Raw genomic sequence first — 15,013 nt, forward strand, 5'->3', positions numbered from 1 at the left:
CCACACCGGAATCTCCTTCGACTTCACCCAGTCCACCCACCGGTCATTCTCCCCCAGCCGTTTCACCTCGCGCACGCCGACCGACCGCCGCGCGTTTTTCCGCACGACGCAGTCCACCCCGCGTAGCTGAAGACACCACAGGTCCGCGAGCGCGGAGAATCCGCGATCCCCCAGCACCACATCCCCGGCCCGCAACCCCGGCCACATCCGTCGAAACAGTGTGGTCTCCGCCGCGTGCAGCGAGTCCCAGGCCAGGTCGAGCATCGCCCCCGCGGCCAGGGAAAAGATCACCGCGATCCGCGCCACGGGAAAGCCGCATCCGGGCTTCTGCGTGCGCGGCTGAGGGAACGCCGTCTGATTGGACGCGCTGTCCGGCATCGACACGGCCGAGCCGTCCACGACGACGACGTTGCGCCCGCACCACAGACCTCGACCGGCGAACCGGGTCTCCATGCTTCGCAGCAGCGACCCGTGAATCTCCCCGAGCCACGCCGGATCGAGACGCGCGCGGGCCTGGCAGTAAGCGGACGTGCTCGCCGAGGCGACGCGCCCGCGAAAACACGGTCGACGAAATGCAAGCCCTGTCACGCCAGATCCTCGATGCTTCCACCAAGGGCGTCCCAAAAAGAAAACGCGGAGATTCCGCGTAGATAGGGGCTTATCTTGGCGCCATTCGGGACCATTCAGGGCAATTCAGGGCCATTCCGGACACAATACAGCCATTCAGGACACAATACCGATCTTGGGCGCATAGAGGTCCACACTACGGCTTCGACGGGCTGTGCCAGTGGCCGATTCGTGCGAGTGGGATGTGATGGACTGCACCGGCGCTCCCGTGTGCGTGCAGGTCGCAGCCACAGACTCCGAGAGGTCGGCCGAGGTCGCGTCGTAGAGACCGGGGACACGCACCCGGGGGCACGCTGCGTCTCCCCGGTGTTGGAGAAGGTTTATTCGGGTCCTGGCCGGGATCGAGGTGATGGCGGGTTGCCACACATTTTCCGGATTCGACGGCGCAGGGTTTGTGCTATGATCGGTCGCCCGCCGCGTGATCGGACGGGCAAGGAGGGTATTTCGATGCGTGCGTGGCTGTATGCCGTGCTGATTTTGGCGATTGCTTCCCTGACGGTCGCGGGTTTCGTGGCCTGCGGCGGCGATGACGACGACGACGAGGAAGAGACCGGCGACGACGACGGCGGGGACGACGACGACGCGTCCGACGACGATGACGACGATCTGGCGGACGACGATCTCGCGGATGACGACGCCGACGACGACCTCGACGACGACGCGGCGGACGACGACACGTCCGAAGGCTGCGATCCGGTCGGCGACGAAGCGGTGACCATCTGCGACCCGGTCTACACCGAGGAGACGGAATTTCTGCAGGCCGTCAACGGTTGGCCCGTTTCGGTGAACGTGAATTACGAGGGCGAGATCCCGGCGGACACCGACCTGTGGCTCGACTGCCGCCCGCAGGAGCAGTGGCCGAATTCGCTGCCCCTGGACTCGCTGGCCGGAGACGATATCGGCATCATTCCGTGGAGTCTCGCGCTCGCCTATCACCAGATCCCGCCGGGCTTCACCGGTCAGGCCGACGTCAATGCGAGTTGCGACCTCGTGATCGTCGACGCGAGCGATCTGCCGGTCTCGAACACGCTCGTCCTGACGATTCTGGTCAAGGCGGGCGGACCGGTCTGATTGGAAATCCCTGGACAACACGGCGGCCCGGTTCGCGCCGGGCCGCCGGTCATTTGGGCGACGGATTCTTCGGTTTGGGATTTTTTGCGGGATCGTCCTCGCCCATCAGCTCTTTGCGGCTGGGGCGGTCTATGTACTTGAACACCGGCGGCGCAAAGTGCGTCGCGACGATGTCATCGGGCAGCGGCGCGAACGCGCGCCACGCATCGAGCCCGACGAGATCGCGGCGCAGCAGCCCAAACACGGTCTGCCCGGCCGCGTCGAAACGCACCGGAACATAAAGCCGCAGCGTGTCGTCGGCGATGTAGAGGTCGCGCTGCGCCCATGCGACGGTGTGCGCGAACTGCCACTCACGCGGCTTGGGGCCGTCGCCCTCGTAGCGCTCGGGCCACGTCAGGATCACGTCGGGCGCGCGGTCGAGCACGTATCGCGTGTCGAATTTTTCGTGGCCCTGCCGCCGCTGGCCGGTCGCGATTTCCTTGCGCCCGATGTGCAGATCGACGAGACCCACCATGTCGAGGACGCGCCGGTGGGCGTAGTAGCCGAGCGCGCCGATGGGCAGCGTGGCGATGGTCGAACCCTCGGGCGTCGTTTGCGCGAGTGTCCGCCCGACCATGCCCCAGTCACGCGTCCATTTCACGAGCCGGTCGGCTTTGTACACGTCCAGAAACAGCGACACGCCGGACCACATCCACCATGCGAGAAACAGCCCCGCGGCGACGCGCAGGTTGGGCGCGCGTTCGGGCTCGCGGCCCTTGGCGATCGCGCGCGCGTCCCACCATGGACGCACGACGCGCCACGCCGCCAGCGCCGCCGGAGCGATGACCGGCACAAAGAAGCGGTGGAATGGGAAGAAGTCGCCGCCGACGGCGATGACGTAGGCCGTCTGCACGAGGGTCATGCCCATCGCCGCCCACCACCAGCGCGGCAGGGCGAGGCGATCGGCGTGCGGCATTTTCAGCCAGCGCCACGCGCACGCGGCGGGGAAGACGAGCGAGATCACGGCCGAGAGCCAGTATTGCACGCCCTTCTTCGCGAGTTCGAAGCTCGTCGATCCCACCTTGGCCGCAAAAGTGTTGGGCATGAAGTAACCGAAGTATCGCCAGCGCCATAGCCAATACGCGCCGAACACTCCTATCACGATCGCCGCGAAGAGGGCCGCGCGGGCGAGACGGTCGCGGCGCGCCGGCCACGGCAGAATCCATGACAAAAAGAGCGGCACCGCGAGCAAAATCGCGTCGGGCCGCATGAGCCCCGCGCCCACGGTGATGAGCGCGCTGGCGATCGGCAAATTTCCCCGCTCGATCTCCCGCAGGTGCAGCGCCAGCCCCGCGGCGTAGAGCAGCGCGACGATCGGCGTCTCCATCGCCGACGACGACCAGACGAGGCTGGCGGGCGTGAGAAGCACGAACAGCGCGCCGGCGACATCGACCGACGCGGCGCGTCCGCCGAACGATGTGTCCCGCTCGCGTCGATAGATATGGAGAAGAATGGCGAACACCCCCGCCCACGCCGCGAGGCCGAGCGGCACGGCGACGAGATCGAGACGGCGCACGCCGAGGAGCGCGAAGACGGAGAGCAGGACCATCTGGCCGAAGGCGGTGCAACCCTCGACAACCTCGCCGGGATTGAAGACGATGCCTGCGCCCGCCGCGAGGTTGCGGCTGTACGTCATGGTGATGTACGCGTCGTCGACCGGGCCCGTGATCGGCAACGCGATCCACGCGACGACGAGCACCGCGAATGCGGCGATGAAGATGCGCGCTGATTCGGAAGTTCTCGTCACGGGGCGGTGAATCCGTTCAGGGTCGAAACGGCGGCGAATATACCGTCTCGCATGCCGGGACGTCCATGCCGCGCCCGGGTTCCGGTCCGGCGGCGAATCGGAGAGTTCGATGGGAAAAAAGGTCGCGCTCGCATTCGGGGCTGTCGTCATGGCCACGCTGATCGCAGCGGTCGTTTGGGGTATCGCTCCGCGAATGTGGCCGTTCGAGGGGTTCCGGAAACACGCCGGTCCCTCGATGTCGCTCGTTTTCGTGGGCGACACGGGGCAAGGCGATCAGGCCAAGGACTTCGTCGCCAAGCACGGCTACCGCAAGTCCTTCGAAAAAATCCGTCCGCTCATCCGCGAACACGACTTCCTGATCGGAAACCTCGAAAGCACGCTGACGGATGAACCTCCGTTCCCGGGGCGCGAAACGAGACCGACGCAACCTCCGGAGGCCGTGAACGCGTACGCCGCCGAAGGGTTCGACGTCTTCGGTCTCGCCAACAACCACATGATGGACTTCGGACCGAACGGGCTGGCCGATACCCTCGCGGCGCTCGAGGGCGCTGGAATTCGATATTTCGGAGCAGGTCCGAACGAAGCGGCGGCGCGCGAACCGGCGATCCTTGAAAAGGACGGCCTGCGCGTGGCCCTGCTCGGGTATTGCCAGAACAATCGGCGCCTTCAAAAGGAAGCCGCGTACGCGGGACCGGACGGACCCGGGGTTGCCCGGCTCGATCCGAACATGGTGCGCGCCGACGTCGAACGCGCCCGCTCGCGCGCGGAGTACGTCGTCGTCGTGGTGCACTGGCTCGGGAATTACCGCCGAATCGAGGAAAAAAATGAAACGCTCATCCGCGAAATTGCTGCCGCGAAACCCTCGTTGATCGTCTGCCACGGGCCGCACATGCCTTGGCCGATCGATCTCGTCGATGGCGTTCCGGTCCTCTACTCCATCGGCAACTTCATCTGGCACAGCAAGGGCCAGTTCAAACAGGAAGGCGTCGAGGATTTGGGTTATGGACTGGCGACCAACGTCACCATGGACAAGTTTGGAATCCGCGGAATTCGATTGACGCCTTACGAGTGCAACAATCGCAAAGTGAAGTTCATTCCGGCCCCCGCGACAATCGGGCAGTCGCGCGAACTCTTCCGCCAACTGCTTCGCGTACCGCGAGGGAGGGTCCGGGAGGACGGCGCCTCGGTGATCTGGCGACCGTAATCGACTACGAGCGCCGATACACGAACTCGTAGCCCTGTACCGCGATCACGTCGCCGTCCTTGAGAAACGATTCCGCCATCTCGACGCCGTTGAGCAGCACGTTCTCGACCTCGGGATCGGCCTTGCGCACGCGCAGCCGTCCTTCATTGCGCAGCACGCGGATTTCGAACGCCGCGTCGGGCACGAACTCACCATCGAGTACGTACGCGCATTGGGGGTTTTTCCCCGCCACCCACGACGACCCCGTCATCGCCGCCAGGTTGATCTCATCGCGGCTCGCACCTTCGGGCGCGTTGGCGACGTTCAACTTGCCGCCGACATCGGCGATGCGCGGCGAACGCAGCACGGTGCGTCGCAGCACCACGACCACGCCGCCCAGAATGATGGCGACCACGACGGCAATGCCGGCAACGTAAGGCCAATCGCTCTTCACCGTGTAACTGAACGTCCCCTTCCAGCTCGCCTGATCGCCCTCGAAGACGACATGCGCCTTCGACGAACGCAGTTCGATGATCGCCCGCTGCGGCCCTTTACCGAAACCCGGTCGCAAACGGATCTCGAGTTCGTCGAGGCCGAGCTCGGACCCGGACGCGATCGCGATGTCGTTTCGCAGGATCTCGAAAAAGGACTCGTCGTATTCGATCGTGAATACCGGTCCCGTGGGGATGAACGAGTCGGACTTGAACGCGATGCGTCCCGCATCGACGCGGCCGGCGGTGATGTCGCCCTGCGAGTAGCCGCCCAGATCCCATGTCGGGCCGTCGGATTGCGCAACCACGTGGCCGGGCGGCGTCACCTCGACCTTCACGCGACTCGTCGGAGGCGAGAGATCGGCGTCCAGATAGACGTAGAGTTCGGGTGCGCCGCTCTCCAGAAACAGCGGCATCCGGCCGGTCGTTTCCGTCGGCAACGTCAGGCGCACCTTGGAGGTCACCGTCTCGAGACCCGATTGCAGCAGTTCATTCGCCCCGCTCAACCGAAACGTGATGTCGGTCGCCGCCGATGCGGGCGTCTGCGTCGCCGGGGTTTCGATGGAGACTCCCGCTCCCGCCGGGGACTGCGTGACGGGAGAATCCTCGACGGCCGCCGAGAGCGACGGCGGCGAGCCCGCCTTGATGACGATGCCCGAGTTGAAGACGAGCGTTCCGCCGACGTAACGGCTAGGGTCGCGCAGCCCCTCGGCGTACACCAGGTCTTCGGCCGCGAGGCGCACCATCTCGGTCGGAGGCGGAAGCGCCTTGTCCTTGATCCGATAGACGCCGCGCGCCGATTGCGCGATGCGGCGTTCCTCGAACAGCTCGGCATCCACGGTCTCGTCGGGAATCTTGCCTTCCATGTAAACGCGCGTCAGCCAGAAGCGCCCATCCATCTCGTCGCGATGCAGCTCGGCACCCTGGACGATGTGCGGGTAGCTGGCCGACTTCACGGCATTCTTCCCGTCGGAAAAGACGACCAGCTTGTGCTGGTGCGTGCGCGCGTACTGAATCCGCAGGTCGCGGTCGCGGGGCACCAGGGAACGCAAGTGATTGAGCCCCTCGACCGTCGCGTCATACAGCGCCGGCGTCAGGTAATCGTGGGCGAGCGACGCCTCATGGAATCCCGGCCACGGCTCCTGCGCGCCGCGCGACGGGCCGTAGGTGGGCAGCAGTTTCGACATGGGCGGCTCGGCGCCCGGGGGCGTTGCCTTGCCTTTTTTGGGATCGAGATACTCGGCCAAGGCGTCGACATCCAAGTCGTTCGTGATCTCGAATTTTCGCCAGGGCTCGAAAGGGCCGTCGCCGTCGAAATCGACCACGCCGCGCGAAAACGGCACGACGTACGCAACGACGGGTTTATTCGCGAGACGCAGCTCATCGATGATGTGCTCGAATGTCGCCGGCAGCATGTCGTCGGTGCGCCGGCCCATGTAGCATTTCACGCACCCGGTCATCGTGTTCGTGACATCGACCATGTACACGAAGACCGACCGGGTGACCGGTCGGTCCGCGGCGATCGCGGGCGCCCCAAGAACGCACGCCGCCATCAGTGCCAGCGTGAGATATCCGATCGCGCATCGCCCAAGTCCGCGAGAGTGCCGGGGATTCATGCCGCAAGTCTAGAAGCGGCGCGCGCCAAGATCAATGCGTGGCCACCAGGGTCGGCCGGCTGCTCAGATCGACACCGGGGCCCGCAGATTGAAGAACCGACGCACCATGTTCCAGGTGAGCTCGCGCCTCCACAACATCTCCAGCGCGGTCAGGCCGAGTTTCACGAAATTCGTGAATCCCGACAGCCACATGACGACGCCCGGGTTTCGCCGAAGCGCGGGCGAGCGGCCCATCCACGCGATCAGCGCGCGGGGCACGAAACTCTTGCTCGTCAGATGGTAGAGCGCCATGAATAAACGCTCCTCCGCCGGGCGCGTCATCGTGTCGTCGGCGCGAAACTGCGTGAGCACCTTGTCGCAGACGCCGGCCACCTCGCTCGGTGAGACGATATTCTGCTCGAGCAGCGACTCGGTCAGATCGGTCCCCGGCCACAGCGACAACGAAAACGAATAGAGGTCGAAAGGCCGCGCCATGCGAAGCAGCAGATCCAGCGTCGCCTCGCGGTCCTGCGTTGTGGTCGTCGGGATATCGAGGATGATCTGATAACTCGCCTTCACGCGATGGCGGCGCAGGATGCGGCTGACCTCGACCACCCGGTCGTCCGAGTGGTGTCGCCCGAAGAGCCGGCGATTCACGTCTTCCGACGCCTGCACGCCCATCAGCACGTGATCGAGGCCCGCGCTCTTCAATTCGGCGATGTTCTCGTCCGCGACGACGCGCGGGTCGGTGAGAATCTCGAAGGGCCAGTCGAACTCGGCTTTGTAGAGTCGGGCGAACTCGCGCGTCCACTCACGGTCGAAGGGAAACAGTTCGTCGTCGAACCGTATCCGCGTGAGACCCGGGAAACACTTGCGCGCGTAACGCAGTTCCTCGATCACGTTTTGCGGCGAGCGCACGCGGAAGTACATGCCCTTGCCCTTGTAGATCTTGCGCAGGATGTTGACGTCGCAGAACTTGCACGAAAACGCGCAGCCGCGCGACGAGAGCATCAGATAGATTCGCTCGCCGATCACCGGATCGCCCCGATCGAAGCGGTCGCCGTCGATCACCCACTTGAAGTCGTGGCTGTGGTAGTCGCGGAACGGCAGGCGATCGAGATCCTGCACGAGATCGCGCACCTCGTTTCGCCGGATCGTCCCGCCCACATTGGCCCAGATGCCGGGGATCGCGGTCGCGTCGCCTCCGGTTTCGATGGCCCGGGCGAGCTCGACAATCGAGTCCTCTGCTTCGCCCACGGCGAGGTAGTCGCAGTGGTGGATGCCCACCTCGCGGTCAAACGAGATGTGCGCGCCGCCGAATGCGACCGGCACGCCGAGCCGCTCGCGAATCAGATTCGAAAACTGGATGCCGACCTTCAGATACGCGCCCGCGCGCACTGAGATGCCCACGAACCCAATGCCCTGGTCGCGAAGAAGGCCGAGCATCCGTTCGATTTCGGTTTCGGTCGGGCCGACGTAGTGATGATGCAGGTAGTCCTTGAAATAGATCTCGTGGACCTCAAACCCGGCCCGGCGCAGACACGCGGCGAGCAGACGCACGCCGTTGTTCTCGAACACGTACAGCGAGATGAGCGCGATTTTGAGCCGCATGGTCGACGCGTCGCCTTCCGCTCCGCCCGAAATGCCGGGACAGGATCGGGATTTATACCACGGCGCGGTCGAAAAATCCGCCGCCCCTATCCACTTCGTGGCCGGCGTTACGGGGATTCGTCACGGTCGGATCTCAATCGGCGTTCCATCGGCCACCGCGTCCCAAAGCTCGTCGATCTCGTCATCGGTCATCGCGATGCACCCGAGGGTCCAGTCGGTCCGTGCGTGATTCTTGCCGACCCACGACCACGACGGCGGGAGGCCGTGGATCATGATGTCGCCGCCGGGCGGGCAGCCCTCGCGCTTCGCCTCGGCGCGGTCGGCCTCGTCGGGATACGAGATGCGCAGGGAGCGGTGATAGGCGCTGCTGGGATTGCGTCCCGCGATGCGGTAGCGGCCCTCGGGCGTGCGTCGGTCGCCTTCGCAGCGCTTGTCGCCCTCGGGGTTCGTGCCGAGCGCGACGCGGTAGCGGCGAAGCTCACGATCACCGCGGAACAGCGCGAGTTCACGCCGTCCCTTTTCCACGAGGATGCGATCGGCCTTTTCGGTGAGCGGCAAAAGATCGGTTTCGATTTCGGGTTCGGTCGGCTGTGGCGTCGCGGGCGCGCACCCGAAGACCGGCGTCAGGAGGATGATCGCCCACGAGAACACTACGGCCCTGAATCGGGGCATGATGCGCCTCGCCACCCGGGACAGGCGGCGCGACAAACCGCGACGCCTTGCCCGATGCGCGAAATGACCGGACGGCCCTTTCCATGGGACGACATGCGCCGAGCGCATTCGGTTCCCGGCCCGACGGCTCACCGAGCCGAATTTCCCGACGATCTTGCTTGACAGTGCAAACGCGCGCGTGACAAATAGCCGCGTGTTTCGCTCCCCGCTCAAACATTCGCTTCACCCGCTCGCAGCCGCATTCGTCGTGGCCGCGGCGGTGTTCGCGTTTTCCGCCTGTTCCGACGACGACAAGGCGGACGACGGCCCGCCGTGGTTCGACTGCGAGCCGATGCTCGCCAAGCTCGACGAATGCGGCGTCGTGATCGCGTTCGACGACCTCACCGAGGCCGACCCGGAAGAGGCATACGAATCCTGCCAGTTCGCCAAGGGCAACATGTGGCTTGCCGCATACAAGTGCTACAAGGAAAAGCCCGCCTGCGACGATTTCGCCGAGTGCCTGCCCGAACACGGATTCATCACGCCCGCGGAAATCGGCGACGACGACGCGGATGACGATGCGGCGGACGACGACACGGCCTGACATTGCGCGTCGTCCGGAATCCGGCGACTCGATCCCACGACCTGACTCCCCGCGCCTTGACCGGCTCCGCGCCGCCGTTTAGACATTCCCCGTTTGCGTCGCGGCCATCCGTTCATGAAGGCAGGGGTCCACGTGTCGCTCGACAAGACCCGGGTTCTGCGCCGAAAAAAGCGCGCCCGCACGGTGCTGCTGATCGTGCTGCTCGTCGGTGCGTCCGCTCTCGCCGGGGTCTCGTGGCTTCTGCGCGGCAAGGACCGACTCATCTCGGCGAAAATCGACGCCGCTCTCGCGGTCGTGGAACGCAAGACGGGCCTTCGCATCGGATACGAGACATTCACGACCAACATGACCAGCAGCGCGTCGTTTACCGGCGTGCGCGTGGCGATGAAGGACGGACCCGTCGGCGCGGAAACGACACTCGCCGAGGTCGGGCGCGTCGATCTGGAGTTTGAACTCGGTCAGAGCGCGGCCGCACCGGCGCGGCTGCGGCAGATCACGCTCGCGGCGCCCAAGGGTACGATCGAGCTGGACGAGAGCGGAAACCCAAGGCTACCCGCACCGCTACTGGAGCGCATCAGGCGGCTTTCGCATACAGACCTGGAACTCCCCGCGCCCAGCGAAAACGGCAACGGCAACGGCGGCGGGATCGGCGGCGTCGACCCCGAGGCGCTCATGCGCGCGGCCATGTCGTCGCTGCTCGGATTCGAGATCAACCTGCGCGGCGGCGCGCTCAAGTTCATCGACCGCCACTACGCCAAGGCCGGACCGGGGGTGCTGGAGACCCGCGACGTGTCGGGCCGCGTCTTCATCGACCTGCTTCGCCGGCGGCTCGACACCGATATCCAGGGGCTCGTCGTGGGCGGCGGCGGGGCGTTCGAACTGCGCGCGATGGTCAAGGACGATGCGCGGTTTTTCGAGCTGCGCGGCAAGGATCTGTCGCTGAATCCCGTCGCGCCCTATCTGTCGCGCCGCGTGCACGTGGGCGAGGAAACGCGGCTCGACGGGCGCGTTTCCATCACGCTCGAGTCCGACGCCAAGGTGCTGCCGGTCGAGTTCGACGGCGAACTGCGCAACCTTTATCTCGAGGATCCGCGTCTTGCGAGCGCGCCGCTTCGCGACGTCTCCGTCCGCGCGGTGGGCCGCGTGGTGGTCGATCCGGTTCAGCGGTTCGTCGAGGTACCCGAGGCGCGTGTGCTCATGGGTCGCGCGCACATGGATGTCGTCTCCCGCGTCGAGTTTCCCGATGGGCGAAAGCCCGTCGTCGATCTGTCGCTTCAGTCGAAGGAGTTGCCGATCCAGGCCGCCCTCGACGCGATTCCCAAGGACTTCGCGCCGAAGCTGCAAGGGGCCCAGGTCGAGGGACGCATGTCGCTGCGCGTTGATCTGAACGTCGATCTGAACGATCCCAACGCGACCGTCTTCGAGCCGTCGGTCGAGGTCACCGACTTCCACGTCATCACGCCGCCGCCCGACGCGAACGTACTGGCGCTCAATGCTCCCTTCGAGCACAAGATCTACAAGAACGGCCAGTACGTGAAAACGATCACGGTGGGGCCGGCGAATTCCGACTTCGTGGCGTACAACGATCTGGGCCGCGTGCTCGTCGGCGCGGTGCTGACCTGCGAGGACGGCAGCTTCTTCCGCCACAACGGATTCGCGATGCGTCACATCATGGACAGCATCCGTACGAATATCCGTCAGGAGCGCTTCGCGCGCGGGGCGAGCACCGTAACGATGCAGACCGCCAAGAACCTGTTTCTCGGCGGCGAAAAAACCGCGTCGCGCAAGTTCCAGGAGATGCTCGTCACATGGTGGCTGGAGGAAGAGCTGCCCAAGGAGCGGATTCTGGAAATCTACATGAACATCATCGAGTGGGGGCCGAAACTCTACGGCGTGGGCCCCGCCTCGCGCCATTACTTCGGACGCAAGCCCAAAGACCTGTCTCCGCTGCAGGCCGCATACCTCGGTTCGATCATCAGCAACCCCGTTGGCTACTATCGCTTTTACGAACGCGGATACGCGGGCAACGGCGCGACGCTGGCGTTCATTCTGCGCAAGATGGCCGAGCGCGGCACGATCCCCGCCGAAATGGTGGAGTGGTGCGATCCCTACCGGCCGAGCTTCTCCAAGGACGGCAAAGCCGCGGCGGGCGGGTGCGTGAAACCCCCGGAAGACGAAGAAGGCGAGGCGACCGGCGGGACGACCGGCGACGCGACGCCGAAGTCTGCGCCGGTAGATGAACCGATCCCGCCACCGGAGGACGAACCCGAGCCGGGACCGTCCGCGGCTGCCGAATGAACGCCGCCGATACGGTTATTCGGGACCGCGGCGGTTCACGATGGCCGACAGCTTTTTCGGCCAGATGCGCTTGCGCCACTCGCGTGGATGCTTGACGACCTGGGCGAGCGTGATGCGCCGCAGATTGAGCTCGATCTTGCCCTGCTCCTTCGCCCAGAATTGGTGGACCGGGCACGGGTATTCGTCGGAGCACTCCGAGAGCCCGAGCAGGCACTTGTGCTCCCAGTTGCCGCCGTGCGTGGCCTGCAGGACTTCCCAAAGGGTGATGTCATTCGCCGGGCGCGCGAGGCTGACGCCGCCGTGGTAGCCTCGCTTCGAGAAGATCAGCCCGGAGACGGTCAGTTCGCGCAGAATCTTGGACAGGTACGACTTCGGGATGTCCGCCGTCTCGGCGATGTCCTTGGCCAGGATCAATTCGTCGTCGTGCTCGGCGATGTACGACAGGGCGACGATCGCGTAGCCGGTGGTCTGGTTCATCGTCAGCATGTGTCCCCCTCGAACCGCGGGTTGTTCCCGCGAAAAGTACGACCGGTGGATGTTCAGGTCAAGAATATTTTAGATGTATGTATCCAAATAAGCCGCGCGTGTCGATCTTTTTCCGCGCGGGCCGGGCAGGGAAATCCAGTTTTTGTTGCCCTCGTCACGATCGGGCGGTTTGGGGTCTCCCGACCCCCGTTCGCGCGTCGGGCGCACGGGGAGTCGCGACAGACATGGCAATTTTAGCGACATCGGACATGGCGATTTTTCGCCGCCTGACTTATCATGAAGGGTCTTCTGTCCGGGGAGTATCGACCCATGCGTTCGACGTTCGGCATCATCACGACGCTTTTGATGGCGCTGGTGTCCTTTTCGGCTTCGGCTGAGCCGCTCGCGATTCACGCCGCTCCCACGGCGAACGGGCTTCGACTCGTCGTCGACATCCCCGAAGTGATCGTGGGAACGACGGTCATCGACGGCGAGACGTGGGACACGCTCGCGATGGACGGCGCGGGACGGATGACCGAGCTCGGCCGGCCGGCGTTGCCTCTCATTCACCGTCTGATCGCGCTGCCGCCCGGGGTCGCAGGCGCCGACGTTCGCGTGGTCGAAATCGACTCCGGCATTCGTGGAAACCTCAAGGTCGGGCCGTGGCAACGACCCCTCGACCGCAACGGCGGAAGCGCCTCGGCCTTCGCGTTCGACTCCGACATGTACGAAACCGACGCCTCGTGGCCGGCATCGCCGATCCGCGTCGGCGCGGTTGCCTCGATCGGCGGTGCGCGGGTACTTCCCGTGACGATCCATCCCGTTCGTTGGCGAGGCTCCGCCAATGAGATCGAAATCGCCTCTCGCCTCGTCCTCGACATCGCATGGACGCACTCGCATTCGGGCGCGCCCCCATCGCGCGTTTCTCGGGCGATCGACGGCATTTTGCGCCGCGTCGCGATCGTTCCGAGTCCGATCTCGGAGGGCGAGGACGCATGGTTGCCCGCGGACGGGACGTACCTGATCGTCTGCGAGGACAGCCTGTGCGAGGCGGCCGCGCCGCTGGCCGAATGGAAGGCGCGCAAGGGATTCGCGGTCGAGGTCGTGCCGGTCTCCGATATCGACGAATCGCCGACCGCGGCGCAGATCAAGGCATTTCTCGCCGATCGCTACGCGAACGACGAACCCGGGCTGGATTACGTGCTGCTCGTGGGCGACGTTGATCAGATTCCGACTTTTCTCGGAATCTGGGGCACTCTCGCCGACCACGATTACACAACGGTGGACGGGGACGACTATTTCGCCGACTTCATCATTGGACGGCTTTCCGGGCAAACGCCGGAAGAGATCGCGGTGCAGGTGACGAAGACGCTTAGCTACGAGCGAGCGCCGGTCGTGACCAACGACGTCTGGTTCACCTCGGCGCTGACGATCTCGGGATCGGACTACTTTGACGACGAAAACGCGGGTTACTGCGCCGACCAGGCCGAGAGCTACGGTTTCCCGGTGGCCGACCGCTACTTTCAGTCCAACGGCCAGAATACGAACGACAACGTGACGGCCTCGCTCGAGGCGGGACGGAGCTGGATCAGCTACTTCGGCCACGGATGGGAAGAGGCGTGGTCGAGCGTGAGTCCGCAGTTTTCGAACAGCGACGCGACGGGGTTGGAGAACACGGGGATGCCGCCCGCGATTTCTTCGATCGCGTGCTCCAACGGCGCGTTCGACTGGGGAGGCGACTGCTTCGCCGAGGCGCTCATGAAGGCCGGCGAGGACAAGGGCGCGGCCGCGGTCTTCGCGGCGGCGCGGCTGACGCCGTTCTTCTACACGGACAGCCTGGGCAAGGCGATGGCGCGCGGTTACTTCTCCGAGGGCATGGACAGCTTCGGCGCGGCGGCGTTTTACGGAAAAATGGGCATGTACGAAGAGTACCCGGAGGCCGCGGGCGGACAGACCGAAGAGGTCATGCAGCACTTCCACATCTTCGGCGATCCCGACTTGCCGGTGTGGAGCGCCGTTCCGAGCGCGTTCGATGAGCCGGTCGCCGCGTGGGACGACGCCGCGAAAATCCTCACGGTCACCATCACGCAGGGGCGCGGCGGCTTCGAGGGCGCGCTGGTGCACGTGTTCGGCGAGGGCGCGGACTTCGTCGCGCGCACCGACGCGGAGGGAACCGTCGTTTTCCCGTATGAGACGATGCCCGCCGAGCCGTGGGAGATTGTGGTCACCGCGCGAAACCGTGTCCCCTTCGAGGGCTTCATCGAGCCGCTCACCGAACCGGGCGACGACGATACCACCGGGGATGACGACACCAGCGGCGACGACGATACGCAGCCGGACGACGACGCGGCCGACGACGATACGCAGTCGGACGACGCCGCCGGCGGGGATTCCGACGGTGCGTCGCGCGACAACGAGGGCGCCTGCGGGTGCTGAACGACGCCCGATGCGGCCCCTGATGTTCGGATCGTGTTCGTAAATCCTTGAAATTCGGCGCTCCGGTGATCGTTCGGTTACAATTCAGTTCCATTCGATGCGCTTAAGCGAACAAATTCCGAATATAATCGAAAAAGTTCGACAATTCGCGAGCTTTGGCGCGATGCGTCAACGTTGATTTCGTGATCTTCGTTA

Annotated in this window: 11 protein-coding genes; 5 read left to right on the forward strand and 6 right to left on the reverse strand. The window is 64.9% G+C overall.

The window, feature by feature from the left end:
• A partial coding sequence (locus IT350_13120) for an IS4 family transposase (GenBank protein ID MCC6158983.1) occupies positions 1-588 on the reverse strand: 588 nt, incomplete at its 3' end.
• A 486-nt stretch (positions 589-1,074) separates the two neighbouring features.
• Here IT350_13120 and IT350_13125 point away from each other — a divergent pair.
• Positions 1,075-1,698 (forward strand): hypothetical protein, encoded by a 624-nt coding sequence (locus IT350_13125; protein MCC6158984.1) that lies wholly within the window; start codon positions 1,075-1,077, stop codon positions 1,696-1,698.
• Positions 1,699-1,747: 49 nt separating this feature from the next.
• Here the strand turns inward: IT350_13125 and IT350_13130 are convergent, their stop codons facing one another.
• Entirely contained in the window at positions 1,748-3,484 is a 1,737-nt protein-coding gene (locus IT350_13130) for a hypothetical protein (GenBank protein MCC6158985.1), read from the reverse strand.
• A gap of 109 nt (positions 3,485-3,593) precedes the next feature.
• Here IT350_13130 and IT350_13135 point away from each other — a divergent pair, with 109 nt between their 5' ends.
• Positions 3,594-4,688 carry a CapA family protein gene (locus tag IT350_13135; GenBank protein ID MCC6158986.1) on the forward strand — a complete coding sequence of 365 codons (1,095 nt, stop codon included), beginning with the start codon at positions 3,594-3,596 and terminating at the stop codon, positions 4,686-4,688.
• Positions 4,689-4,692: 4 nt separating this feature from the next.
• On the opposite strand, the gene IT350_13140 is transcribed toward IT350_13135, so the two are convergent.
• The 3 genes from IT350_13140 to IT350_13150 all read right to left on the reverse strand — a co-directional run bounded on the left by IT350_13140 (position 4,693) and on the right by IT350_13150 (position 9,036).
• Entirely contained in the window at positions 4,693-6,774 is a 2,082-nt protein-coding gene (locus IT350_13140) for a hypothetical protein (protein MCC6158987.1), read from the reverse strand.
• 63 nt (positions 6,775-6,837) lie between these two features.
• Positions 6,838-8,364, reverse strand: a complete 1,527-nt coding sequence (locus tag IT350_13145) for a radical SAM protein (protein ID MCC6158988.1) — start codon at positions 8,362-8,364, stop codon at positions 6,838-6,840.
• Positions 8,365-8,484: 120 nt separating this feature from the next.
• Entirely contained in the window at positions 8,485-9,036 is a 552-nt protein-coding gene (locus IT350_13150) for a L,D-transpeptidase family protein (GenBank protein MCC6158989.1), read from the reverse strand.
• 193 nt (positions 9,037-9,229) lie between these two features.
• Between IT350_13150 and IT350_13155 the strand changes: the two genes are divergently transcribed.
• Together IT350_13155 and IT350_13160 are read left to right on the forward strand one after the other, a co-directional pair.
• A complete protein-coding gene (locus IT350_13155; GenBank protein MCC6158990.1) occupies positions 9,230-9,619 on the forward strand; it encodes a hypothetical protein in 390 nt (129 codons plus the stop codon).
• A 114-nt stretch (positions 9,620-9,733) separates the two neighbouring features.
• Positions 9,734-11,917, forward strand: a complete 2,184-nt coding sequence (locus tag IT350_13160; GenBank protein ID MCC6158991.1) for a transglycosylase domain-containing protein — start codon at positions 9,734-9,736, stop codon at positions 11,915-11,917.
• A gap of 15 nt (positions 11,918-11,932) precedes the next feature.
• Here the strand turns inward: IT350_13160 and IT350_13165 are convergent, their stop codons facing one another.
• Complete coding sequence (locus IT350_13165; GenBank protein MCC6158992.1) at positions 11,933-12,403, reverse strand: Rrf2 family transcriptional regulator; 471 nt, start codon at positions 12,401-12,403, stop codon at positions 11,933-11,935.
• 309 nt (positions 12,404-12,712) lie between these two features.
• Between IT350_13165 and IT350_13170 the strand changes: the two genes are divergently transcribed.
• Positions 12,713-14,818, forward strand: a complete 2,106-nt coding sequence (locus IT350_13170) for a hypothetical protein (GenBank protein ID MCC6158993.1) — start codon at positions 12,713-12,715, stop codon at positions 14,816-14,818.
• Positions 14,819-15,013 lie beyond the last annotated feature (195 nt).

It is taken from the genome of Deltaproteobacteria bacterium (genome assembly GCA_020845895.1).
Lineage (GTDB): Bacteria > Lernaellota > Lernaellaia > JACKCT01 > JACKCT01 > JADLEX01.

Coding starts and splice junctions, on each gene's coding strand:
- IT350_13125 (MCC6158984.1), top strand. CDS start 1,075: ATGCGTGCGTGGCTGTATGCCGTGCTGATTTTGGCGATTGCTTCCCTG.
- IT350_13135 (MCC6158986.1), top strand. CDS start 3,594: ATGGGAAAAAAGGTCGCGCTCGCATTCGGGGCTGTCGTCATGGCCACG.
- IT350_13140 (MCC6158987.1), bottom strand. CDS start 6,774: ATGAATCCCCGGCACTCTCGCGGACTTGGGCGATGCGCGATCGGATAT.
- IT350_13145 (MCC6158988.1), bottom strand. CDS start 8,364: ATGCGGCTCAAAATCGCGCTCATCTCGCTGTACGTGTTCGAGAACAAC.
- IT350_13150 (MCC6158989.1), bottom strand. CDS start 9,036: ATGCCCCGATTCAGGGCCGTAGTGTTCTCGTGGGCGATCATCCTCCTG.
- IT350_13160 (MCC6158991.1), top strand. CDS start 9,734: ATGAAGGCAGGGGTCCACGTGTCGCTCGACAAGACCCGGGTTCTGCGC.
- IT350_13165 (MCC6158992.1), bottom strand. CDS start 12,403: ATGCTGACGATGAACCAGACCACCGGCTACGCGATCGTCGCCCTGTCG.
- IT350_13170 (MCC6158993.1), top strand. CDS start 12,713: ATGCGTTCGACGTTCGGCATCATCACGACGCTTTTGATGGCGCTGGTG.